The organism is Bacillus sp. A260, from assembly GCF_009861435.1.
GTDB lineage: Bacteria > Bacillota > Bacilli > Bacillales > Bacillaceae_G > Bacillus_A > Bacillus_A cereus.
Map to the genome: position 1 here is coordinate 4,929,421 of NZ_CP046398.1, position 23,597 is coordinate 4,953,017.

The window sequence follows — 23,597 nt, forward strand, 5'->3', positions numbered from 1 at the left end:
AATATTTCATGGTACAACTACATATTTTTTTGATTTAAAGTGGTTTCGTTTGACCTTTATTGACCATAATTGTATTATAAGACTAAGAAAGCTTTATAAGGAGGAAATAACAGATGAATTTAATTCCTACAGTAATTGAACAAACAAATCGTGGAGAACGCGCTTACGATATTTACTCTCGACTATTAAAAGACCGCATCATTATGCTTGGTAGTGCAATTGATGACAACGTAGCTAACTCAATCGTTTCCCAGCTTTTATTCTTGGAATCTCAAGATCCAGAAAAAGATATTCACATCTACATCAACAGCCCTGGTGGTTCTATCACAGCGGGTATGGCAATCTATGATACAATGCAGTTTATTAAACCACAAGTATCAACAATCTGTATCGGTATGGCTGCATCTATGGGTGCATTCTTACTTGCAGCAGGTGAAAAAGGAAAACGTTATGCACTTCCAAACAGTGAAGTAATGATTCACCAACCACTTGGTGGAGCACAAGGTCAAGCGACTGAAATCGAAATCGCTGCAAAACGTATCCTATTCTTACGTGAAAAACTAAACCAAATTCTTGCTGACCGCACTGGTCAACCACTTGAAGTACTACAACGCGACACAGACCGCGACAACTTCATGACAGCAGAAAAAGCTTTAGAATACGGTTTAATCGATAAGATCTTTACAAATCGTTAATACTTAAAAGCGAAAGCGGCTCGTTCAGAATCGCAGGGCGATGGAGCCCTGATTCCGAGGCGCTTTTTGCCTCGAATGAAGGGGCGAAACAACCGGAGATTCTAGCCGCTGGAGCTGGATATAACTAAAAGCGGAAGCGCCCTATAATTGGGCGCTTCTTTTATATATTGTTCCCCGCTCACATACCCCATCCAGTATCCCTCTAAATATATCAACGATTTTTCAATTATATCGAACAAAACTTAAATTATATCAACGATTTTTTTAATATATCAACGGTTCGACACAACATATCGATTTACCGACAATCTCCGACAAGGACAAACCAGCTAAATACCCCTCCCCGCTAATCCGCACAAACAACAAAACAAAAAGCTATCGCATATACGCGATAGCTTTTTATTGTACATATGCAGCTAATGCTTCTAAAGCCTCTTCTGCATCTGAACCTTCTGTTGTAATTGTTATCATGCTTCCAGTTCCAATTGCTAAGCTCATAATCCCCATTATGCTCTTTGCATTTACTGTCTTTCCATCTTTCTCGATGAAGATATCTGCATGAAAGCGATTTGCCTCTTGTACAAACAACGCAGCCGGACGTGCTTGTAAACCGTTTTTTAATGAAACCTGAACTCGTTTTTGAACCACAGCTCCATTTCCCCTTTAACCTCTTATTTTTTTACTAACGTTTCCCCCGCGCGTAATTTCTCTGCGATTTCATCGATTTTACGCAAACGATGATTAATACCCGACTTACTAATCTTCCCCCCGGATACCATCTCACCTAACTCTTTCAATGTTACATCTTGATAATCTCTTCGTAATTGTGCAATCTCTTGTAATTTATCCGGCAAAATATCAAGACCAACTGTCTCATCAATATAACGAATATTTTCAATCTGTCTTAGTGCTGCACCAATTGTTTTATTTAAATTAGCTGTTTCGCAGTTCACTAAACGATTTACAGAATTACGCATATCACGTACGATTCGAATATCTTCAAATCTTAAAAGTGCATTATGAGCACCTATAATATTTAAAAACTCTGTAATTTTTTCTGCTTCTTTCAAATACGTAATGTACCCTTTTCTTCTTTCCAACGTCTTACTATTTAAATCAAATCCGTTCATCAGTTCACATATAGCATCATTATGTTCCTTATATAACGAAAAGATTTCTAAATGATAAGATGATGTTTCTGGGTTATTTACTGAACCACCTGCTAAAAATGCGCCACGTAAGTACGATCGTTTACAACATTTCTTCTCAATCAATTCTTGTGATATATTTCGAATAAATGAAAAGTCATCTCGAACGATATGAAGATCAGCTAATATTTCGCGAGACTTCTCAACAAGCCGCACAATATATACATTATTTTTCTTCAAGCGCATTTTTTTACGGACAAGCAATTCTACCGTCACGTCATATCCTTTTTTCAAAAGCGTATAAATCCTTCTTGCAATTGCCGCATTTTCCGTTTGAATATCGATAGATAGACGACGGTTTGAAAAAGAAAGCGACCCGTTCATTCGAAGTAACGCTGATAATTCTGCTTTCTCACAGCATTCCTTCATCTCAAGATTCGTCAACTCTTTCTTTGTTTCTGATGCAAATGACACAGTCAACACCTCCTTATACGATTATTATGGAACAAAATTCTTGTCCTATATGAATGAGGAGCGCTACCTCAAACGAGGCAACGCATATTTATAACAATGAATATAAAATGGACGCTAACTTTAACGTATCATGCCTTACAACATGATCATCATACTTCGCTAATCCCTCTTGAATAACATCAATATTATTTTCAACAAAACGTTCTTCATCCACTACAACTGGTGTAGACATTTCTTCCTCATATGACTTGCGTAATTCACAAGGAATCTCACGGTTATTTACAATTGCAGTATTGATAAATGGTTGCCCTAAATGATCGTGTAACGCCTGCACATGATCAAAAGCAGTATATCCCATCGTTTCACCCGCTTGTGTCATAACGTTACATACATATACCTTCTTCGCCTTTGCAGCAAGAACAGCGTCTCCAATTTTGTTAACAACTAAATTGGGCAATATACTCGTATACAAACTTCCAGGACCGAAAACAAGTAAATCAGCTCGTTTAATCTCAGCCAACGTTTCATGCAATGGCTCTACATCTTCTGGAGTTAAAAAGACACGATTAATCTTCTTTCCGTAATAAGGAATCTTTGATTCACCTGTTACAATTTCCCCATCTTCAAGTTCCGCATGAAGTACCGCACTTTGATTCGCTGCTGGTAATACACGTCCTCTGACATTTAATACTTTACTTGTTTCTGTAATTGCATGGAAAAAGTCTCCTGTAATCGAGGTCATACCTGCCAACAATAGATTTCCTAACGCATGACCTTTCAGTCCGTCTCCTGTTGTGAAACGGTGCTGAAATAAAGCTTCCACCAGTGGCTCTACATCCGATAACGCAACAAGTACGTTACGGATGTCACCTGGAGGTGGAATTTCTAGCTCATCACGTAATCTACCCGAACTGCCACCATCATCAGCAATTGTAACAACTGCTGTAATATCAACAGGATATTGCTTTAATCCCCTTAATAAAACAGAGAGTCCAGTTCCGCCTCCCATGATGACAATTTTAGGCTTTCTCTCTTTTTTCATCCCTTAATGGCCCTTTCTCTTCTCCACATCACGATGAGATACATGAACACTATACTCTGGTTTCAAATGTTTCCCAAGGTATTCTGTAAGCGTAACAGAACGATGCTGTCCACCTGTACATCCAATTGCAATTACAAGTTGACTTTTGCCTTCTCTTTTATAATGAGGCAGCATGAAAGTAATCAGATCCGTCAACTTCTCTAAAAACTTATGTGTCTCATTAAATTTCAGTACATACGAAGAAACTTCTTCATCTAGTCCTGTTAATGGCTTCATGTGTGGAATGTAATATGGATTTGGTAAAAAACGAACATCAAATACTAAATCTGCATCAATTGGAATACCGTACTTAAATCCAAATGACATAACATTTACACGAAATGCTTGCTCAGTTTCTGTTGAGAACAAGTGAACAATTTTTTCACGTAATTCTTTCGGTTTTAAATCCGATGTATCAAGCACAATATTCGCTCGTGCCTTCATATCTGTTAATAAATTACGCTCTGCTTCGATTCCCTTTAACGGCAAACCAGTTGGGGCAAGTGGATGCGAACGTCTCGTTTCTTTATAACGAGTTACAAGCGTACTATCTTTCGCATCTAAAAATAAAATATGAGGAATAATCCATGTACGTTCTGATAAATCATCAAGTGCTCCCCATAAATGTTCGAAAAACTCGCGGCCACGTAAATCAATACCAAGTGCCACTTTATTCATTTTCCCTTTTGAATCCGCCATAAGCTCAATAAACTTTGGCAATAACATCGGTGGTAAATTATCCACACAAAAATATCCTAAATCTTCAAAACTTTGTAAAGCTACTGTTTTTCCAGCTCCAGACATCCCTGTAATAATTACCATTTTTATATCATTATTCTCTGTCATTGTATCCTCTCCTTGACGGTTTAACTCGGATCTAATCGATATGAAAGCAACTCAAAATCTGGGGTATATACAAATGTACCGTAGATTATGCCATTTCCTTTAATTAAATAATCAATAATGTGATAATCTCCTGGCGCCATTGCTAAATCATCAATTTTATCAAATGTATGCCAACCAATGATGCCTTCTTCGCTCTCTAGTTTGTTTTCTCCTGCAAAATCTGTCGCTAAAAAGGAGAACATCATCCATTCAGAAACAACTTTATCACCTTCTTGGATGACAAAGGTGAAGACCCCCTTTAACGCTGGGTTTTTCAAATAAATACCTGTTTCTTCACGATACTCGCGAACAACGGAATCTCTTACAGTCTCACCACGCTCCATTTTCCCGCCTGGTGCAACCCACCAATTTCGGCGAGGTTTTTGGAGTAAGAGTACTTCATTATCTCTAATTAACACACAGTTTGTCACTCTTTGCATGTTTCTTCACCTCAGCTACTTGCAGTAAAATTTCTCACTGCATACTTCTTTCATTATACTATCAAAAACAGTTTGCTACAACGAAGGAGCCAGTCCTCTTTCGCTAAGCATATGCTACTCAGCAATTTTAAAAAAGCTTTCTATAACAAGCAATGTAAATGCTTATACTTTGAATGAATAGCATGAAAAATCCCCTTAACGCTTTTTATCGCCAAGGGGATTAAAGTACTTATTTCTTACCGAAATAAGTAACAATCGCAAATCCTAAAACAAAGGTAATAATTGAACTTATAATTGAAAATCCGCCAGTCGGAATCCCAGGGAATACAATTACAATCGAACCGATTACAAGTCCAATAATTGCCGCAAATGTCATACTTTTATAACGATCTAATAAAAAACTAATGCCTTTACTACTTACAACAAATCCAACCATAACACCAGCACCGATAACCACGATTAAAGGTAAGTTAAGTGTAGTTAAAGCGTTAATTGCTGTTGGATACACACCAATAATTAATAAAATAAACGATCCACTAATTCCAGGAAGCAGCATGGCCATACTAGCCATCCATCCTGCGAAAAATAAACCAATTGCATTTAAAATTGTTAACGTCGTAATTGGATCTGCTGCCTTATCTGGTTTAAAGAAAGCTGTAATCGCAACAAGAATTGCTGCAACTATTAATAAAACGATGTGCTTACCTTTAAACGACGACTTTGCATCAGCTTCCCTCATTAACATCGGTAATATACTAATAATTAAACCGAGGAAGAAAAATTGAGTCGGTTCATAATGATTTGCAAGTAAATATTTAATAACGTGACTTAACGTTAAAAATGCCGCTGCCACACCAGCTGCAAGTGGAATTAAAAATCCTAAATGTTTTTTCCATTCACGACTAAAGAATCCACTAATTGCCGCAAGCAATTGTTCATAAATCCCTAACACAACAGCGATTGTACCGCCGCTCACACCAGGAATTAAATCACTAACGCCCATACAAAATCCACGATATATATTACGCCATTCCATACTGAATAAATTCCTCATTTCTTATAGTGATTTTTTCCGTAAAGTCCAGTATATCAATAAGAAAGCTTATAATCCTTATATTTTTTGACAAAACTTTGACATTTTCACACAAAAAAAGAAGAAAGCTCCTGTCGGTAGCTTTCTTCTCACAAGGTATATTATCCCTTATTTTTCTGATACAGTTTTTAATTCCTCTAATAATTCTTCTACGTAATGTTGTGCACTTTGCGCTGCAATACTACCGTCACCTGTTGCAGTTACAATTTGACGAAGCATTTTTTCACGAACATCACCAGCTGCGAAAATACCAGGAATTTTCGTTTCCATACGCTCGTTCGTTTCAAGGTAACCATTTTCATTTGTAATACCTAGTTCAACAAATGGTTTTGATAAAGGTAACATACCGATGTATACGAATACGCCGTCAGTTTTGACTTCTTTCTCTTCTCCACTATTTACGTCCACAAGTGTTACACTTCCTACTTTACCACTTGCTTCGTTGATTTCTTTTATCGTGTGGTTCCAAATGAAATCTACTTTTTCGTTTTGGAAAGCACGGTCTTGTAAAATTTTCTGTGCACGAAGCGTGTCACGACGGTGAACGATCGTTACTTTTGATGCGAAGCGCGTTAAGAACACACCCTCTTCAACAGCAGAATCTCCGCCGCCAATTACGATAAGTTCTTTTCCTTTAAAGAATGCTCCGTCACATACTGCACAATATGATACACCGCGGCCGCCAAGTTCTGTTTCACCCGGTACACCAATTTTTTTATACTCTGCACCGCTTGCAACGATAATTGCACGTGCTTTATATTCTTTTTTACCAGCAATAATTGTTTTGTATTCCTTACCATCGATGACTTCTTTCACATCACCGTATGCATATTCAGCACCAAATTTCTTCGCATGCTCGAACATTTTATTTGATAAATCTGGTCCTAAAATAGACTCATAACCTGGGTAGTTTTCTACATCTTCCGTGTTTGCCATTTGGCCACCTGGAATACCACGCTCAAGCATTAATGTGCTTAAATTTGCACGAGATGTATATACTGCAGCTGTCATACCAGCTGGTCCTGCACCAATAATAACGACATCATAAATTTTTTCTTCTGACACACTATTCACTCCTATCCATTCCTACACAATTAAGTTACCCTCATTATACTGTTAGCATCATTTTTTTCCCAATGATTTGCTTATCTTATGTGTGCGTACGCTTAACAGCTTGCACATACTTTCGGACAGTCGCTACAGATACATTATATACATCTCCAAGCTCCGACTGTGTCATTTTATTTCCTTGTTCGCCGCGTACAATGTATTCAATCGCAGCTGACCAGCCGTACACATTTGTAAATATGTCTCCAGATGTATATAAACGTATGAACGTACAAAACCAAAAGTGTAAACACTCTTCAATTAATTCATCATCTTTTTTCGTATAATTGTATAATGCATCCGCGATTCTCGCGCACTGCTCAAATTGCTGTAAATCAGCTGGAATACTCTTATGACTATTAAGTAAAAAGAAGTACTTTGCAAGTTGTGATACGATGGGAACACCGTTCTTCGCTTGCGTTATATCAAAGAAGAATCCCACCTTCTCCGGCGTTGACAATTCATTCATTAAATATAAAGCTAGCATTTGTTCTTCTAGCGTCGCACTTTGCTGAAATGATTTTCGTAATTCTTCAAATAACATGTTTTGTCCTTCATCTGCTAAATTCAGCGCATTCCACGGTTCTTTTCCCTTTTTATCAGGATGCAATTCCACGACATATTGCCACATTTTTTCAGCTAGTTGCTGATCTTTCACCATATAAGCAGAATATGCAAACCAATAATAAAAACTAACGTCTCCCTCATATCCTTGACGCTTTAATAGTTTGAACCATTTATATGCATGCTCGAAATAACCAATTGTTGCAAGTGTAGTTCCCAGTTTCAAACGATGTTCAAATGAAATTGGATATACTGAAACTAGCTGTCCCGCTAATGCTTCTACTTGTTTATGCTCTCCAATTGAATATAGAAAAATAAGTGTATTACAAAGCGCATGTATATTACCAGGATTTTTCTCTAAAATCATTTCTGTTAACTTCAGCGCTTTGTCTACATTACCCGATTGAAAATGTGCAATGGCTAAATTATTATGACCTGACCAAAATTCCGGATAATCTTTCGTAACAATTTCTAATGTAGCAATTGCTTCTTCTAATTGTCCATTACGAATATAACGATTCGCTTCTTCCTGCATAACAATTAAATCATCTTCATCTTCAATCTCTTCCGCACCCATTGCTTCTTCTTCCATAATCTCTAGAAGTTCTAATGTATCTTCTACGAATTCCTTCTCTTTTGCAACTTCTAAATAGCGATCCGCATATTTCTTCGCCTGTTGAAATAACCCCATATATGCATAATTATTTGCAATAAAATAATAGCACTGTTCAAGTTCAGGATTAGATCTAACTAACTTTAAGAAGGTTTGATTCGACTCTTGATATTCACCAGCCTCAGATAATACTGTTGCTAATTGACATAAAATAAACGGCTCCTTCTCACTTTGTGCCGCTCTTCGAAAATATTTAATTGCATCTTGCAATTTTTGTCCTTTGTAAGCTCTCATCCCTTTTTTATAAAAGAAGTCCGCTAATTGATTAAAAGAGATAACTTGTCCGTTCTCCTTATATATCCTTTGATTTTTCCCCATATATCCTCCAGTTTTTTGTTTTCTTCGTTCACACATTCTTCTATCTATAAGTATAAACGATTCCGTAAAAAACAAAACAGTATATTATACTCAATTATTTCCTTTTTATTCATAAAAAAAGAGGAGAAATGTTACATTTTCACCATGAACCTTCTCTGGCGGTCATTTGCTCTTTCGTATAAATAATACGCATTGGATTTCCACCTACGAAAGCACCGCTCGGTACATCTCTATGAACAAGTGTGCCAGCTGAGACAGTCGCACCGTCTCCAATTTTCACACCTGGTAATATTGTTACATTCGCTCCAATCATCACTTCATTTCCAATGACGATTTCCCCAAGTCGATATTCACGAATTAAATATTCATGTGCTAAAAGCGTTGTGTTATAGCCAATAATCGAATTCTCTCCCACAGTTATCTTTTCTGGGAACATAATATCCGGCATTACCATAAGCGCAAATGATGTTTTCTTTCCTACTTTCATCCGTAAAAAAGTGCGGTACAACCAATTCTTCACAGATAAAAATGGCGTGTAACGTGCAATTTGGATAATAATAAAGTTTTTCATTACCTTCCAAAAAGACACTGTTTTATACACATTCCATAATGAATTTTCTCCTGAAACAGGATAGCGCGTTGTCCGTCGCACTTAGCTCGCTCCTCTACTAACTTACTTGGACCTTTATGAACGGTTCATATTAGACAAAATCGGTAGCAAATCACTCATTTTATCTAGCATAAAGTCCGGCTTGTAAGCCTCTAAATACGCTCTACCTTTCAACGTCCATGAAACCGCAGCTGTTTTCGTCCCCGCATTTTGACCACCGACAATATCATGATGATTATCCCCAACCATCAATGCTTCTTCTGGTTTTGCATCTAATAATTCAAGCGCTTTTTGAAGTGGCTCTGGATGTGGTTTCACATGCTCTACATCATCAATTGTCACGACAACATCAAAAAATTCATCAAGCTTTGACAACTGTAATCCCATCTCAACGGTTTGTCTCGCTTTCGTTGTAACAATACCAACTTTATAACCTTGCTTCTTCAACTCTCGAACTGTTTCATATACAGTTTCATATTCTTCTACTAATTCATCATGATGATCATGGTTAAATTCGCGATAACTTGTAATCATCTCTTCAACCTTACTTTCATCAATCTTACTGAAAGTATCATGCAAAGATGGACCGATAAATGGCAATACATCTTCACGCTTATATTGATTTGGATAATATGTATTTAAAGTATGTAAAAAAGAAGAAATAATAAGTTCGTTTGTATTAATTAAAGTTCCATCTAAATCAAATAAAACTGTATTTATTCTCATCGCCTTAGTCCTTTCGCCTTCCTGAATATGAAAGAAGCAGCATCTTATAATAAGATGCTACTTGTCTCTAATTTTCTAAATATCTTTTATCAGCTTGCCCCATTTTTCGTCTCACAATAATGAAAATAATAGAAATAACAACAAGTCCAATTGACATTACTTGTGCAATACGAAGTGGTCCTAGCATTAAACTATCTGTACGTAAGCCTTCTACGAAGAAGCGTCCTACTGAATACCAAATTAAATATGTGAAGAATAATTCCCCGCGACGTAAATTCACTTTTCTTAATGCAAGTAGTAAAATTACGCCTGCAAAATTCCATAATGATTCATATAAAAACGTCGGATGATAGTACACACCCTCAATATACATTTGATTAATAATAAAATCCGGTAAATGAAGACCTTCTAAAAACTGTCTCGTTACTTCATCACCATGCGCCTCTTGGTTCATAAAGTTTCCCCATCGGCCAATTGCTTGTCCTAGTAAAATACTTGGTGCAGCAATATCAGCCAACTTCCAGAAAGAAAGTCCGCGTCGTTTCGCAAAAAGAACACCTGTAATAACAGCCCCGATTAAACCACCATGAATCGCCAAACCACCTTGACGAATATTAATAATTTGACTCGGATTTTGTGCGTAATATTCCCATTCAAAAATAACATAGTACATTCTCGCAAAAAGAATAGCGATCGGTACTGCAATTAATACAAGGTCAACAAATGTATCTTTTGGAATACCTAGCCTTTCTCCCTCGCGAGTTGCCAGCCAAAGACCTAATAGCACACCTGTACCGATAATAATCCCGTACCAATACACAGGAAATGGCCCAAGTTGGATAGCTACACGGTCAAGCTGTGGTACAGAAGCTAACAGCATATGTATATGACCTCCCTCTCCAAAGTTTACTCCTGATTTCCTAACTCAATTGCACTCATTAATCGTTCAGAGAACTGCTGTGCTGCATTGACTCCCATACGTTTTAAACGGAAGTTCATCGCTGCTACTTCAATAATAACAGCCAAGTTTCGACCAGGACGAACTGGAAGTGTAATCTTCGTAAGCTCTGTATCAATAATTTTCATTTTCTCTTCATCAAGACCTAAGCGATCGTAATTTTTCTTTTGATCCCAAATTTCAAGATTAATAACAAGTGTAATACGCTTGTAATTTCGTACTGCCCCTGCACCGAATAACGTCATAACGTTAATAATACCTAGACCACGAATTTCTAATAAATGCTCGATTAAATCTGGTGAGCTTCCGACTAACATGTCTTCATCTTCTTGACGAATTTCTACACTATCATCCGCAACAAGACGGTGACCACGCTTTACAAGCTCAAGAGCTGTCTCACTTTTACCAACACCACTTTGACCTGTAATTAAAACACCAACACCGTAAATATCTACTAACACACCATGAACAGCAGTTGTTGGTGCTAACTTACCTTCTAAATAGTTTGTTAAACGACTTGATAATCTAGTTGTCGTTTGAGAAGAACGTAATAAAGGCATACCTGATTCACGTGATGCTTGTAATAACTCATCTGGTACATCTTGATTACGAGTTACAATAATACATGGCGTCTCCTCAGTACAAAGCGCTTTCATTCTCTCTTGTTTTTGCTCTGACGTTAACGTGTCAAAGAACGTAAGCTCCGTCTTTCCAAGAAGCTGCACACGATCTGCTGGATAATATGTAAAAAATCCTGCCATTTCAATTCCAGGTCGTGATAAATCACTTGTATCAATCGGACGATGAATGCCTTCTTCACCACTGATTAACTCCAATTGAAATTGTTCAATTAAATCTTTTGTCCTTACTTTCGGCATATGTATAAACCTCCACTCCGCTGCGGGTTCAGTCTCGTTTGATGTAAAATTCCATTCTATCGGATATTGTACCATTTTTTTCTGGAAACAAGAAATACGGTTTCTAATAAATAGAAAAAAACATTTCATACGAATAATGAAATGTTTTTCTTTTTGTCACTTTCTCTTTTTTTCATATAGAGGTTCAACAATTGCCTTTTCAATTATCATATTAAAAATTGAAATACAAAATGCCGCAACAATCGCTACACCAAATCCTGATATATTAAAAGCATCTCCTAATAATGAATCTGCTATTTTTAACGTAATCGCATTAATAACAATTAAGAAGAAGCCGAAAGTTACAACAGTAATTGGTAGCGTAATTAAAATTAAAAACGGCTTTACGAACACATTTAAAACCGCCAATATAATACTAGCAATAATTGCAGTTTGTATATTTGCTACGTAAAATGCATCTGGTGCAATCCCTTTTAAAAGTCCCGATACAGCGATTAACACAACGCTATTTACAAGAAGTGATACAATCCATCTCATTTCGTCACACATCCTTTTAAACATATATATTTCATCATACGCTAATAGATAATAAACGCAAGTATGATACAAACACTTATATCAACTTATTCTATCTTTCATGCTTGTATACCTACTAACATGCTTACCAGTTTTTCCTCGTAAAATAAAAACCGAGCGTCATTTCCACTCGGTTTTCATCAATAAACTTATTGCGATAACTCTACTTCTTTTATTTTCTCTTTCATTCTTGCTTTATCACGATTTAAAATCTCTTTTAAATACTTACCTGTGTATGAGCGTTCTTCTTTCACTACTTGCTCTGGCGTTCCTGAAGCAACGATTTGTCCACCTTTATCTCCGCCCTCTGGTCCAAGGTCAACGATATAATCAGCTGTTTTAATTACATCTAAATTATGTTCAATTACAAGTACCGTCTCACCGCTCTCAACAAGACGTTGCAGCACTTCTAGAAGACGTGCAATATCATGCGCATGCAAACCAGTCGTTGGCTCATCTAAAATGTATAACGTACGACCTGTAGAACGACGGTGTAATTCAGAAGCTAATTTCACACGCTGTGCTTCCCCACCAGATAACGTTGTTGCTGGTTGACCTAATTTCATATAACCAAGCCCAACATCTACAAGCGTTTGAAGTTTACGCTTAATTTTAGGAATATTGGCGAAGAATTCTACTCCATCTTCAATTGTCATCCCTAACACTTCAGAAATATTCTTATCTTTATATTTCACTTCTAACGTTTCACGATTATATCGTTTACCGTGACAAACTTCACACGGAACATACACATCTGGTAGGAAATGCATTTCAATTTTAATAATTCCATCACCACGGCACGCTTCACAACGGCCACCTTTTACGTTAAAGCTGAAACGTCCTTTTTGATATCCGCGCACTTTCGCTTCATTCGTTTGGGCAAACACATCACGAATATCATCGAATACACCTGTATACGTCGCTGGATTAGAACGTGGTGTACGACCAATTGGTGATTGATCAATATCAATTACCTTATCTAAATGCTCAAGACCTTTAATCTCTTTATGAGTACCTGGCTTTGCTTTCGCTTTATATAACTTTTGTGCTAACGATTTATATAATACTTCATTAATCATCGTACTTTTACCAGAACCAGATACACCCGTTACCGCTACAAACGTACCAAGCGGGAATGACATTTTCGCGTTCTTTAAATTATTCTCTTTTGCGCCGACAATCTCTACTTTACGTCCATCACCTTTACGTCTTTCAAGTGGAACTGGAATAAACTCTTTACCACTTAAATACTTCCCTGTTAATGAATTCTCATCTTGCATAACTTCAGCCGGTGTCCCCGCTGAAACGACCTGTCCACCGTGAATACCTGCACCAGGCCCTATATCAAGTAAATAGTCAGCAGCCATCATCGTATCTTCATCATGTTCAACAACGATTAACGTATTGCCTAAATCGCGCATTTCTTGCAATGTACGAATAAGACGATCGTTATCACGCTGGTGTAAACCAATTGAAGGCTCATCAAGAATATAAAGTACGCCAGTTAGACGAGAACCAATTTGCGTCGCTAAACGAATACGCTGCGCCTCACCACCTGATAAAGTTCCTGCGGCACGACTTAACGTTAAATAATCTAAACCAACGTTCACTAAGAACCCAACGCGCTCCTGAATTTCTCTTAAAATTAAATGAGCTATTTTTTGTTGCTTCTCCGTTAGCTCTACATTTGAGAAGAATTCTTGTACTTCTTGAACTGAATACTTCGTTACGTCAGCAATCGTTTTATTGCCAACAAATACAGCTAAACTCTCAGGCTTTAAGCGTCCACCTTTACACTTTGGACAAGCTTGTTCTGCCATATACTTTTCCATTTGCTCACGAATGTAATCGGAACTCGTTTCGCGATAACGACGTTCAATGTTTGGAATAACACCTTCAAATAAAATCTCATTTTCCTTTACTTGACCAAATTCATTTACATAGCGGAAATAAACTTTCTCTTCCCCGCTTCCGTACAACACTTTATCAAATAAATCTTTCGGTATATCTTTCACAGGCATATCCATATCAACGCCGTAGTGATTACATACAGATTGTAAAAGTTGTGGATAGTATTGTGAACTTGTCGGTTCCCAAGGTGCAATCGCATGTTCATTTAATGATAAATCCCAGTTCGGGATAACAAGCTCTAAATCTACCTCTAACTTTGAACCAAGTCCATCACAAGAAGGACATGCTCCGAACGGACTGTTGAATGAGAACATACGCGGCTCTAATTCTCCGATTGAAAAACCACAATGCGGACAAGCATGATGTTCACTAAACAGAAGTTCCTCTTCTCCCATTACATCAATTAACACTCGGCCTCCGCCAAGCTTTAATGCACTTTCAAGTGAATCAGCAAGGCGGCTTGCGATTCCTTCTTTTACAACAATACGGTCAATTACAACTTCAATGGAATGCTTCTTATTTTTATCTAACGTAATATCTTCAGATACATCAAGCATTTCACCATCAACACGTACACGAACATATCCTTGCTTCTTAATATCTTCAAGTACTTTCACATGCGCACCTTTACGCCCAGAAACGATAGGCGCTAACACTTGTAATTTCGTACGTTCAGGATATTCAAGAACACGGTCTACCATCTGCTCTACTGTTTGTGACGTAATTTCAATGCCATGATTCGGACAAATTGGCGTACCAATTCGTGCAAATAATAAACGTAAGTAATCATAAATCTCCGTTACCGTTCCGACAGTTGAACGTGGGTTACGACTCGTCGTTTTTTGATCGATTGAAATTGCTGGTGACAATCCTTCAATCGTGTCCACATCCGGCTTATCCATTTGTCCTAAAAACTGGCGCGCATACGCAGATAACGATTCTACGTATCTGCGCTGCCCTTCTGCATAAATCGTATCAAATGCTAATGATGATTTCCCCGAACCAGACAATCCCGTTACAACGACAAGCTGATTTCTCGGAATGGTTACATCAATATTTTTTAAGTTATGTGCTCTAGCACCTTTTACAACGATAAAATCCTTGCTCTTACTCACTTTTTTCACCCTTCCGCTTTTAATTCTAATAGTAAATCTCTTAGTTCAGCTGCACGCTCGAAGTCTAACGCTTTTGCTGCTTCTTTCATCTCTGCTTCCATCTTCGCAATTGTCTTTTCGCGCTCTTTTTTCGTCATTTTCTTAGCAGGAGTTGCTTCGTATGTTTCTGTCTCTTCAGCAGCTGTCGTTGCACGGATAACATCACGAACGCCTTTTTGAATCGTTTTCGGCGTAATACCATGCTCTTCATTGTAAGCTTCTTGTATACTACGACGACGCTTCGTTTCTTCAATCGCAATTCCCATAGATTTCGTTATACGATCTGCATACATAATAACGCGGCCGTTTTCATTACGCGCGGCACGACCGATTGTTTGAATTAATGAACGTTCTGAACGCAAGAACCCTTCCTTATCAGCATCTAAAATAGCTACAAGTGATACTTCCGGAATATCTAATCCTTCTCGCAATAAGTTAATGCCGACAAGTACATCAAATTTACCGAGGCGAAGATCGCGGATAATTTCAATACGTTCTAACGTTTTAATTTCAGAGTGAAGATAGTTAACTTTAATTCCTACATCTTTTAAGTAATCCGTTAAATCCTCTGACATTTTCTTCGTTAAAGTCGTAATTAATACACGTTCATTTTTTGCAATACGATCTTGAATCTCTCCTAATAAATCGTCAATTTGCCCTTCAATTGGTCGTATATCAATTGGTGGATCTAAAAGCCCTGTTGGACGAATAATTTGTTCTATTACTTCTGGCGACTGCTCTAACTCATACGGTCCTGGCGTTGCTGAAACATAAATAACTTGATTCGTTTTCTCTTCAAACTCATCGAATGTGAGCGGTCTATTATCTAAAGCTGACGGCAGACGGAATCCATGATCCACAAGCACTTGCTTACGCGCTTGGTCCCCGTTATACATCGCTCTTACTTGTGGTACTGATACGTGCGATTCATCCATAACGATTAAGAAATCTTTCGGGAAATAGTCTAATAGCGTATACGGCGTTGCCCCCGCTGGACGAAGTGTTAAATGACGGGAGTAGTTTTCAATACCTGAACAAAATCCCATCTCGCGCATCATTTCTAAATCATAACGTGTACGCTGTTCTATACGCTGCGCTTCTAACAACTTGCCGTTATCATTTAATTCCTTTAAACGCTCTTCTAATTCTTTTTCGATATTTTCAATAGCGACCTTCATCTTTTCTTCACGTGTAACGAAGTGAGATGCTGGGAAGATTGCTACATGATCACGTTCTGCTAATACTTCACCTGTTAACGCATTTACTTCACGAATACGATCGATTTCATCACCGAAAAATTCGATTCGAATACAATGCTCATCAAGTGATGCCGGGAAGATTTCAACTACATCTCCTCGCACACGGAATGTACCACGCTTGAAATCAATATCATTACGTCCATACTGTACATCAACAAGTTCACGAAGCAATTGATTACGGTCTTTTTCCATACCAACTCGAAGCGAAACAACTAGCTCGCGGTATTCTTCTGGAGAACCTAAGCCATATATACAAGAAACACTCGCAACAATAATTACATCGTCCCGTTCAAATAATGCAGACGTTGCCGAGTGACGCAATTTATCAATTTCATCATTAATCTGCGCATCTTTTTCAATAAACGTATCTGTTTGTGGTACATACGCTTCTGGCTGATAATAATCGTAGTAACTAACAAAATATTCAACTGCATTATTCGGGAAAAAGTCTTTCAACTCACTATATAACTGCCCTGCTAACGTTTTATTATGAGCCATAACAAGTGTTGGCTTTTGCACTTCTTTAATGACATTTGAAATCGTAAATGTCTTACCCGTTCCTGTTGCTCCAAGCAACACTTGCTTTTTCTTTCCACTATTAATTCCCTCTACAAGCTTCTCTATAGCTACCGGCTGATCACCTTGCGGGGAATACGCTGAGACAATTTCAAATTGACGTTCCAAGAAAATCCGACCTCCTCATAAAAATCTGTATTATTATTTTACCACGAATACCTATAAAAAACCTAAAAAAACGAACAGATATTCGGTAAAGTTTTCGACAATATACACATAGAAAAAGGAAGGAGTAAATACTTCCTTCCTCTACTAACTCTATTTTTTTGATACATATAATAAGTCATATCCATTGCGTCCATCTTCATTCGTACAATCTGTTAACCGATAAGTACTTTCTGATTCGCGCTGCTCTTTAACAATACTTTTACAACTATCTTTATGTAATCCTTTATGGTCACCAGCAAACTTGTCTTGTCTACTATCTAACACATAAAGGATATCTTTCCCACTATGCTCTAACGTTTGAAAAACCGGGTCACCTTCATCGGTATACTGTACAATTCTTATTTTATCAACTTCCCCTTGATCAACGTTCATAACGAACTGTTCGAATTTATCTAGATTGGAAGTTCCTACTCCCTTTACAATGACATCATTCTTCTTATCAATTGTAGTGCTAGATGGTGAACATGCTACTAAACTAAAGAGAAATAGACATATACAGCTGATTCTTTTTTCTATTGTCATCCTCTCCTATAAAAATTATTTGTATACCAGAAAAGCTACTTTCAACTATGAAAGTAGCTTTTCTTTTCCTTTCTCCTTCTTCGGAAAAATCACATATGAAAATGAAATTGCTGTATCAACTAAAAATACAATCGCCCACACTTGGCTCACGCGACTTGCAGCTTTATTTAAAACGATTCCCGATTCTAACCAATTACCCCATTGTTCAAATGGAATAAATCCATACGCGAAGAAAAAGAATATGTGCACACCAACGAATAAAACAAGATGTAATACCCAATTTTTTATTTCCTGCTTTGCATAGGCCATGCCTGTTAATTCTACCTGTTCTTCAATAATAGGCGCCGGTTCATTACGCCATTTCGCAACTGATTTTTGTGCAAATATATCAAGCTTCTTCAAATCCTTTTTCCCGTAGAAAACTGCATACAATAAAATAATTACAGTAATAATTTGAAAGTTAGAGAACTTTCCTGTTTGATAATAGTCCACTACTCCTAAAGTTAAAATAAACACTTCATTTACGAGGAGTACAATTCCCATAATAAAACTCGCCTTTTTCAAACGGAATCCGTAGCGAAGTAAAAAGAAACCGATAGCTGATAACCAAAATACAATTTCTGCCCCAATTAAAAAATACCAACGATATTCTGCGAGTATGCTCATTTATCCTTCTCCCTTTCATCATAAATACGAAAAGCCTCATCCATATACACTAAAAGTTCTTCTTCAATTGGATACATGCTCATTTTCTGTGAATCTTCCTTCGATTTTCTAACTTCCCATAACTTATCTAAAAACGCTTCATCACCATTGGCCATTTCTAAACACTTCTGCATTAATCTCTTCATTGCCCCTTGTACCTCATCACTAGCAGCTTCTTTACCGTCTTTCATAAAAGTGCGTAATTGCTTTAATAAATCTACCCATTCTAAAACATTCGGATCTTCCTTACTCATGTTTGGTAAATTATGAAGCAATTTTTGTTCTTCCTTTGAAAATACTTCATTTTGAAATATTTCACGTATACGAGGAGACTGCTTCGAAAGCTGAATCAGTTCAAACATAACTTTCCAATCGAGTTCTCCCTCCACATCTACCGAATAAACAACTGCTTGTAAAACACTCTCCATTCGATTAAATTTCTTTTGTTCTTCCTGTACAAACCGAAGTTGTTTTTCAAGCGAATTTTTTAAATCCAGCTCACCTTTTACTAACATATTCGCAGTTTCTTTTAATGAAAATCCCATTTCTTTTAAAAATAAAATTTGTTGCAAACGAATAACGTCACTTTCACTATATAACCGATGTCCACCCTCTGTTTTTCCGCTCGGCTTTAATAAATCTATTTGATCATAATAACGTAGTGTACGTACTGTAACCCCTGTTTCTCTCGTCAGTTCTTGTATTGAAATCACTACCATCACCTCTTCCCTTTCATTATAAAAGATGACGTTACGTAACTTTCAAGCTTTTTGTAAAAAAAATACAAAAAGCTGTTTATACAAAATGTATAAACAGCTTTTATGGAAATAACCCCTTTTGTATGGCGCGCCCACAAAATAAAATAAGTGCTCCAACAACAACACTCGTTGCCGTTTTATGATAATGAGCTAATAATAATAAATAATACGATAAACCTACAGTACCAATCATAATACAAATACTCGGCACTGGATTACGAGAAAAGTTTTGCATTCCCCAAAGAAGCGAAAATATAGCTGTAGCGACACATAACACCGGTAATCCCATCCCAGTTCCCCTTTTTCTATCTATTATTCCTTGTTGCTGACACACTCGTTGATGCGATACTAATTAATAAATCAAAACCAATCCTTATATATTTAAACGTTTACTCTAATTGAAATCTCTCAAGCTTATCATTTATTTTCTTTCTCCTTACTCCAGCGTAAAGATTTCCTCCACCTTCACTCCAAAATATTTGGCAATTTTTAAAGATAACTCTAGACTCGGATTGTAATGATGATTTTCAATCGCCACTATCGTCTGCCGCGTCACCTGCATCGCCTTTGCCATTTCAACTTGTGTTATATGATTTTGCTTTCTTAACTCTTTTATTTTATTTTTCACACCCATAGGATCCACCTTCAAAAGTAAAGATATCTTTACTTAAATTATAAATATTTTCCAGTTATAAGTAAAGATATCTTTACAAATTTTAGAAAAATGTTTCATTGAACATCTACTCTAACAAAGTACAAGAGTAATTCAATTTATATCAGCGATTTTCTAAATATATCAGCGCAACTCCATTTATATCGGCGATTTTCCAAATATATCGACATCCGTAGCGCTACTATAATCATAAGAAAAAGCTGTCCCCAAACACCTTCGGGAACAGCTTTCTCCTCTACTACATAAATCCTAACGCATATACAAGAACGTATCCAAGAACCGATAAGCAAACCGAGCCAATCAGCCCCGCCACAAATGCTTTACTTCCTAATTTACGGAACGTTTTAAACTCTACATTTAAACCGAGCCCTGCCATCGCCATTGCGATAAGCATGTAAGCAAGAACAACAATGTATCCCGCAACAACTTCTGGAATAATCCCGAGCGAATGCACTGCACTCATCGCTAAGAACCCGAAAATGAACCATGGTATTGGAAGTTCGCGCCACGATTTCTTTTCTTTGCTACCTTCACTCTTACCAAACCATAGACCAATTAAAATCGCTACTGGCACAAGCATTGCTACGCGCGTTAACTTCACAATAACTGCGATGTCTACAGCAGTACTTCCTCCTGGCGCCGCAGCTGCGATGACATGAGCGATTTCATGAAGCGTCGCACCTGAGAATACACCATAACCGTACGGAGATAAACCAAGCACCGGATATAATAACGTATAAATAAGCGTAAATATGGTACCTAAAATCGCGATGATTGCTGCCCCAACTGCTGTTTCATCGTCCTTCGCTTTGACTTGCGGTGCAATTGCCACGACCGCGGCTGCGCCGCAAATTGCCGTACCGCATGCTGTTAAAATCCCAAGTTTCTTTTCTACTTTAAATACTTTCGTTAGTCCGTATACAACAAAAATAGTAAATGTAATAACAACCGCCGCGATGACCAATACTTTCGGTCCCGCCTTCGCAATATCAACAAGATTTAATCGCATTCCAAGTAAGATGATCCCAAAGCGCAGCAACTTCTTACTCGCAAAGTTCGTTCCTGCTATCGCATCGTGAGGAACTCCAATTGCAGCGCGCCAAACCATCCCAATTAGAATAGCAATTACTAATTGTCCCATAATATTTAAAAATGGAAGCTCTGCTAAATATTTCGCGGCAATTGCGATTAATAATGTAATCCCAATTCCTTGCGAAAATCCAAAACGCTTCTTCTTTTGTATAACAAGTGTTTGTTCCATTTTGAACCACTCCAATAATCGTATTGGAACATGCATGTTCTTTCTACTTACATTATAAGAAAGTTTCTATAATAAGTTTAATACCAATACCAAATCTCTATCATCAGAAATACTTATGATAAGATGATAGAAAAAGAAAGGAGCCCATTATATGAACGTAGACATTTTAAAAATTTTTGTTACTGTCGTTGAACAGAAACACTTCTCCCGTGCAGCAGAATTATTAAACCTTTCACAGCCTGGAGTAAGTATGCATATACGCAACTTAGAAAACGAATTTGACACTACACTTATTCAACGCTCCCCGAAGCACGTCCAAGTTACGGAAGCTGGAAACATATTATATATACATGCAAAGCAAATGCTCTCTCTTTACGAAGATGCTAAACAAGAAATTAATGAACTACATAACGTTGTAACAGGAACACTTCGCATTGGTGCTAGTTTTACAATTGGCGAATACTTACTTCCAAAAATACTGGCTAACTATGCGAATGAAAATCCACACGTCGAAGTTCATACTTTCATCTCAAATACAGAAGACGTTTTGCAAAGCCTTCGCTCTAATCAAATTGATATCGGCCTAGTGGAAGGACAAGTCGTATACGCCGACGTAGATGTTGAAACATTTATGCAAGATGAAATGAAGCTCGTCGTCCCGCCAAATCATCCATTACTCCGCACAAATGAAATAAATGAAAGTACACTCCAAGATCAAGTATGGGTATTAAGAGAAAGTGGTTCTGGTACACGCGCTTATAGTGACCGCTTTATTCATCAACACCATTTAAAAATGAAACGATTCTTTACATTCAGTAGTATCCAAAGCGTAAAGGAAGCTGTTAGTGCCGGGCTTGGCATCGCTATCCTTTCTGATTGGACTGTACGGAAAGAGCTATTAGCAAAAGAACTATTCCACGTCGAAGTTCCAAATGAACAACTAATCCGTCCGTTTTCCATCGTACGCGGTAAATATTTCATTCCATCTAAAGCCATTCAAGTGTTCTTAAATCATGTAGATTCTTTTGCGAAAAAACAGAGTTGACCCTCACATTAGTGTGAAGGTTTACAATACATGTAGAAGGAGTGAAACGCATTGCGAATTGGAGAATTATCAAAAAAAACTGGCGTTAGTGAAAGATCACTAAGACATTACGAAGAAAAGGGCTTACTCCCTTCTAAGCGCCTTGCAAATGGTTACCGTGATTTTGATGAAAGTGCCATCGAAAAAGTGGAGCTTATTCAAATGTACTTACAAATTGGCTTAAATTTAGAAGAGACGGCAAGGATGCTGCGCTGCCTTGAAATTGAACCGCACCTGTACGACAATCCGTGTAGCAGTATCCTTACGCTTTACGAAGATAAACTCAATGAAGTAACAAAGCAAATCACATTACTTTCCAACATCCAAGCGAATTTGCAAAAACACGTTTCACTCCTAAAACAAGCAAAAGAAAAGGAATGATTACATGTTTGTTATACATGGCAGTTCAAGACAAAACGGAAATACAGAAGCTTTAACACATATGATGATAGAGGACATTGAAACAGAACAAATTTATTTGCGTGATCATACCGTCTATCCTATTACAGACCAACGTCATGATGCAGAAGGATTCCAATCCGTAAATGATGACTATGAGCAGTTAACCAAACGCATGCTAGAGCACGACACGATTATCTTTGCTACACCATTATATTGGTACGGAATGAGTGGACATATGAAAAACTTTGTTGATCGCTGGTCACAAAGCTTGCGCGATACATCTCTTCATTTCAAAGAAAAAATGAAAGGCAAAAAAATGTATGTTGTCATCGTTGGCGGGGATAATCCAAAGCTAAAAGCATTACCGCTTATTGCTCAATTCCAATATATCTTTGATTTTGTTGGTTCTTCATTTGAAGGTTATGTTATTGGAGATGCGAATGGACTGGATGAAATTAAAAACGATGCTGAGGCGCTAGCTAAGGCACAAGTTTATAATAACGAATTCAAAAATCACAAGCTGAAATAAGTTTGACAAACTATTTAGACTTAGCGACGCAAGAAGAATTAGAAATCATGTTACAAGAATACCCTGGTACAATACTTTTCATTAGCCATGATCGTGCCTTTATTCGCTCTGTTGCAGACCATATTCTACAAGTAGACGAGAGTGAACCAAGGGTATTCCACGGTAATTACGAACAATACACAAAAAGAACAACGGGGGATTCTGTAAACGTTACTGAACAAGAACTATTACGATTACAAACAAAACTAACAGAAATCATTGGCCGAGTTTCCATACAAAATCATCACGATGACATCACATCTCTCAACCAAGAATACGAAACATTATTAGCTCAAATCCGGAAATGTAAGGAAGCGCTCTAATGTCTTC

General features: G+C 37.4%; 26 protein-coding genes. 5 read left to right on the forward strand and 21 right to left on the reverse strand.

Annotated features, from left to right (window positions below):
* The first annotated feature begins 113 nt into the window (after positions 1-113).
* Entirely contained in the window at positions 114-695 is a 582-nt protein-coding gene (gene clpP, locus GD442_RS25135) for an ATP-dependent Clp endopeptidase proteolytic subunit ClpP (protein WP_001049162.1), read from the forward strand.
* A 399-nt stretch (positions 696-1,094) separates the two neighbouring features.
* Here clpP and GD442_RS25140 read toward each other — a convergent pair whose 3' ends face one another.
* The 21 genes from GD442_RS25140 to GD442_RS25240 all read right to left on the reverse strand — a co-directional run bounded on the left by GD442_RS25140 (position 1,095) and on the right by GD442_RS25240 (position 21,213).
* Positions 1,095-1,343: an HPr family phosphocarrier protein gene (locus tag GD442_RS25140; protein ID WP_000250307.1), complete on the reverse strand. Its 249-nt coding sequence runs from the start codon at positions 1,341-1,343 to the stop codon at positions 1,095-1,097.
* 23 nt (positions 1,344-1,366) lie between these two features.
* The gene (gene whiA / locus GD442_RS25145) at positions 1,367-2,317 is read right to left on the reverse strand and encodes a DNA-binding protein WhiA (RefSeq protein ID WP_000006558.1); all 951 of its coding nucleotides are present in this window, start codon (positions 2,315-2,317) and stop codon (positions 1,367-1,369) included.
* A gap of 88 nt (positions 2,318-2,405) precedes the next feature.
* On the reverse strand, positions 2,406-3,359 hold the full coding sequence (locus GD442_RS25150; protein ID WP_000712188.1) for a gluconeogenesis factor YvcK family protein: 954 nt from the start codon (positions 3,357-3,359) through the stop codon (positions 2,406-2,408).
* A 3-nt stretch (positions 3,360-3,362) separates the two neighbouring features.
* Positions 3,363-4,244 (reverse strand): RNase adapter RapZ, encoded by an 882-nt coding sequence (gene rapZ, locus GD442_RS25155; RefSeq protein WP_000138459.1) that lies wholly within the window; start codon positions 4,242-4,244, stop codon positions 3,363-3,365.
* 20 nt (positions 4,245-4,264) lie between these two features.
* Positions 4,265-4,723 carry an NUDIX hydrolase gene (locus GD442_RS25160; protein ID WP_001190080.1) on the reverse strand — a complete coding sequence of 153 codons (459 nt, stop codon included), beginning with the start codon at positions 4,721-4,723 and terminating at the stop codon, positions 4,265-4,267.
* A 229-nt stretch (positions 4,724-4,952) separates the two neighbouring features.
* A complete protein-coding gene (locus tag GD442_RS25165; RefSeq protein WP_000455197.1) occupies positions 4,953-5,759 on the reverse strand; it encodes a DUF368 domain-containing protein in 807 nt (268 codons plus the stop codon).
* Between the two features lie 165 nt (positions 5,760-5,924).
* Positions 5,925-6,881: a thioredoxin-disulfide reductase gene (trxB, locus tag GD442_RS25170; protein ID WP_001288078.1), complete on the reverse strand. Its 957-nt coding sequence runs from the start codon at positions 6,879-6,881 to the stop codon at positions 5,925-5,927.
* Positions 6,882-6,966: 85 nt separating this feature from the next.
* Positions 6,967-8,478, reverse strand: coding sequence for a tetratricopeptide repeat protein (locus tag GD442_RS25175; protein ID WP_000517739.1), 1,512 nt, complete (start codon positions 8,476-8,478; stop codon positions 6,967-6,969).
* Positions 8,479-8,617: 139 nt separating this feature from the next.
* Positions 8,618-9,130 (reverse strand): acyltransferase, encoded by a 513-nt coding sequence (locus GD442_RS25180; protein WP_001255070.1) that lies wholly within the window; start codon positions 9,128-9,130, stop codon positions 8,618-8,620.
* Between the two features lie 33 nt (positions 9,131-9,163).
* On the reverse strand, positions 9,164-9,814 hold the full coding sequence (ppaX, locus tag GD442_RS25185; protein WP_001222403.1) for a pyrophosphatase PpaX: 651 nt from the start codon (positions 9,812-9,814) through the stop codon (positions 9,164-9,166).
* Positions 9,815-9,881: 67 nt separating this feature from the next.
* Entirely contained in the window at positions 9,882-10,694 is an 813-nt protein-coding gene (gene lgt, locus GD442_RS25190; protein WP_000922849.1) for a prolipoprotein diacylglyceryl transferase, read from the reverse strand.
* Positions 10,695-10,720: 26 nt separating this feature from the next.
* Positions 10,721-11,650: an HPr(Ser) kinase/phosphatase gene (gene hprK / locus GD442_RS25195; protein WP_001127250.1), complete on the reverse strand. Its 930-nt coding sequence runs from the start codon at positions 11,648-11,650 to the stop codon at positions 10,721-10,723.
* A 156-nt stretch (positions 11,651-11,806) separates the two neighbouring features.
* The gene (locus GD442_RS25200; protein ID WP_159365226.1) at positions 11,807-12,187 is read right to left on the reverse strand and encodes a phage holin family protein; all 381 of its coding nucleotides are present in this window, start codon (positions 12,185-12,187) and stop codon (positions 11,807-11,809) included.
* A gap of 188 nt (positions 12,188-12,375) precedes the next feature.
* Positions 12,376-15,252 (reverse strand): excinuclease ABC subunit UvrA, encoded by a 2,877-nt coding sequence (gene uvrA / locus GD442_RS25205; RefSeq protein WP_119684125.1) that lies wholly within the window; start codon positions 15,250-15,252, stop codon positions 12,376-12,378.
* 5 nt (positions 15,253-15,257) lie between these two features.
* Positions 15,258-17,234 (reverse strand): excinuclease ABC subunit B, encoded by a 1,977-nt coding sequence (uvrB, locus tag GD442_RS25210; RefSeq protein WP_000441059.1) that lies wholly within the window; start codon positions 17,232-17,234, stop codon positions 15,258-15,260.
* Between the two features lie 150 nt (positions 17,235-17,384).
* Positions 17,385-17,816 carry a DUF4362 domain-containing protein gene (locus GD442_RS25215; RefSeq protein ID WP_000151273.1) on the reverse strand — a complete coding sequence of 144 codons (432 nt, stop codon included), beginning with the start codon at positions 17,814-17,816 and terminating at the stop codon, positions 17,385-17,387.
* Between the two features lie 45 nt (positions 17,817-17,861).
* Positions 17,862-18,482, reverse strand: a complete 621-nt coding sequence (locus tag GD442_RS25220; protein ID WP_000025211.1) for a hypothetical protein — start codon at positions 18,480-18,482, stop codon at positions 17,862-17,864.
* Positions 18,479-19,240, reverse strand: a complete 762-nt coding sequence (locus GD442_RS25225) for a MerR family transcriptional regulator (RefSeq protein WP_031312723.1) — start codon at positions 19,238-19,240, stop codon at positions 18,479-18,481. Before GD442_RS25225 ends, GD442_RS25220 begins: the two co-directional genes overlap by 4 nt.
* A gap of 100 nt (positions 19,241-19,340) precedes the next feature.
* Positions 19,341-19,568 carry a hypothetical protein gene (locus GD442_RS25230; protein WP_000524139.1) on the reverse strand — a complete coding sequence of 76 codons (228 nt, stop codon included), beginning with the start codon at positions 19,566-19,568 and terminating at the stop codon, positions 19,341-19,343.
* Between the two features lie 147 nt (positions 19,569-19,715).
* Complete coding sequence (locus tag GD442_RS25235) at positions 19,716-19,913, reverse strand: helix-turn-helix transcriptional regulator (protein WP_000538364.1); 198 nt, start codon at positions 19,911-19,913, stop codon at positions 19,716-19,718.
* 277 nt (positions 19,914-20,190) lie between these two features.
* Positions 20,191-21,213, reverse strand: coding sequence for a YeiH family protein (locus tag GD442_RS25240; protein ID WP_000438432.1), 1,023 nt, complete (start codon positions 21,211-21,213; stop codon positions 20,191-20,193).
* Positions 21,214-21,364: 151 nt separating this feature from the next.
* On the opposite strand from GD442_RS25240, the gene GD442_RS25245 reads away from it, so the two are divergent.
* From GD442_RS25245 to GD442_RS25260, 4 genes are read left to right on the forward strand one after another with little or no spacing between them, the layout of a single operon-like run.
* The gene (locus GD442_RS25245; protein ID WP_017656402.1) at positions 21,365-22,258 is read left to right on the forward strand and encodes a LysR family transcriptional regulator; all 894 of its coding nucleotides are present in this window, start codon (positions 21,365-21,367) and stop codon (positions 22,256-22,258) included.
* Between the two features lie 51 nt (positions 22,259-22,309).
* Positions 22,310-22,678: a MerR family transcriptional regulator gene (locus GD442_RS25250; protein WP_048538376.1), complete on the forward strand. Its 369-nt coding sequence runs from the start codon at positions 22,310-22,312 to the stop codon at positions 22,676-22,678.
* Between the two features lie 4 nt (positions 22,679-22,682).
* Positions 22,683-23,228 carry a flavodoxin family protein gene (locus GD442_RS25255; RefSeq protein ID WP_048538375.1) on the forward strand — a complete coding sequence of 182 codons (546 nt, stop codon included), beginning with the start codon at positions 22,683-22,685 and terminating at the stop codon, positions 23,226-23,228.
* A gap of 2 nt (positions 23,229-23,230) precedes the next feature.
* Positions 23,231-23,590 carry a macrolide transporter gene (locus GD442_RS25260; protein WP_017656400.1) on the forward strand — a complete coding sequence of 120 codons (360 nt, stop codon included), beginning with the start codon at positions 23,231-23,233 and terminating at the stop codon, positions 23,588-23,590.
* Positions 23,591-23,597 lie beyond the last annotated feature (7 nt).

Excerpts from the sequence above, each read along its gene's own strand:
- clpP (WP_001049162.1), top strand. The coding sequence starts at position 114 with ATGAATTTAATTCCTACAGTAATTGAACAAACAAATCGTGGAGAACGC.
- GD442_RS25150 (WP_000712188.1), bottom strand. The coding sequence starts at position 3,359 with ATGAAAAAAGAGAGAAAGCCTAAAATTGTCATCATGGGAGGCGGAACT.
- rapZ (WP_000138459.1), bottom strand. The coding sequence starts at position 4,244 with ATGACAGAGAATAATGATATAAAAATGGTAATTATTACAGGGATGTCT.
- GD442_RS25160 (WP_001190080.1), bottom strand. The coding sequence starts at position 4,723 with ATGCAAAGAGTGACAAACTGTGTGTTAATTAGAGATAATGAAGTACTC.
- GD442_RS25165 (WP_000455197.1), bottom strand. The coding sequence starts at position 5,759 with ATGGAATGGCGTAATATATATCGTGGATTTTGTATGGGCGTTAGTGAT.
- GD442_RS25175 (WP_000517739.1), bottom strand. The coding sequence starts at position 8,478 with ATGGGGAAAAATCAAAGGATATATAAGGAGAACGGACAAGTTATCTCT.
- ppaX (WP_001222403.1), bottom strand. The coding sequence starts at position 9,814 with ATGAGAATAAATACAGTTTTATTTGATTTAGATGGAACTTTAATTAAT.
- lgt (WP_000922849.1), bottom strand. The coding sequence starts at position 10,694 with ATGCTGTTAGCTTCTGTACCACAGCTTGACCGTGTAGCTATCCAACTT.
- hprK (WP_001127250.1), bottom strand. The coding sequence starts at position 11,650 with ATGCCGAAAGTAAGGACAAAAGATTTAATTGAACAATTTCAATTGGAG.
- GD442_RS25200 (WP_159365226.1), bottom strand. The coding sequence starts at position 12,187 with ATGAGATGGATTGTATCACTTCTTGTAAATAGCGTTGTGTTAATCGCT.
- GD442_RS25215 (WP_000151273.1), bottom strand. The coding sequence starts at position 17,816 with ATGACAATAGAAAAAAGAATCAGCTGTATATGTCTATTTCTCTTTAGT.
- GD442_RS25220 (WP_000025211.1), bottom strand. The coding sequence starts at position 18,482 with ATGAGCATACTCGCAGAATATCGTTGGTATTTTTTAATTGGGGCAGAA.
- GD442_RS25225 (WP_031312723.1), bottom strand. The coding sequence starts at position 19,240 with ATGGTAGTGATTTCAATACAAGAACTGACGAGAGAAACAGGGGTTACA.
- GD442_RS25230 (WP_000524139.1), bottom strand. The coding sequence starts at position 19,568 with ATGGGATTACCGGTGTTATGTGTCGCTACAGCTATATTTTCGCTTCTT.
- GD442_RS25235 (WP_000538364.1), bottom strand. The coding sequence starts at position 19,913 with ATGGGTGTGAAAAATAAAATAAAAGAGTTAAGAAAGCAAAATCATATA.
- GD442_RS25240 (WP_000438432.1), bottom strand. The coding sequence starts at position 21,213 with ATGGAACAAACACTTGTTATACAAAAGAAGAAGCGTTTTGGATTTTCG.
- GD442_RS25245 (WP_017656402.1), top strand. The coding sequence starts at position 21,365 with ATGAACGTAGACATTTTAAAAATTTTTGTTACTGTCGTTGAACAGAAA.
- GD442_RS25255 (WP_048538375.1), top strand. The coding sequence starts at position 22,683 with ATGTTTGTTATACATGGCAGTTCAAGACAAAACGGAAATACAGAAGCT.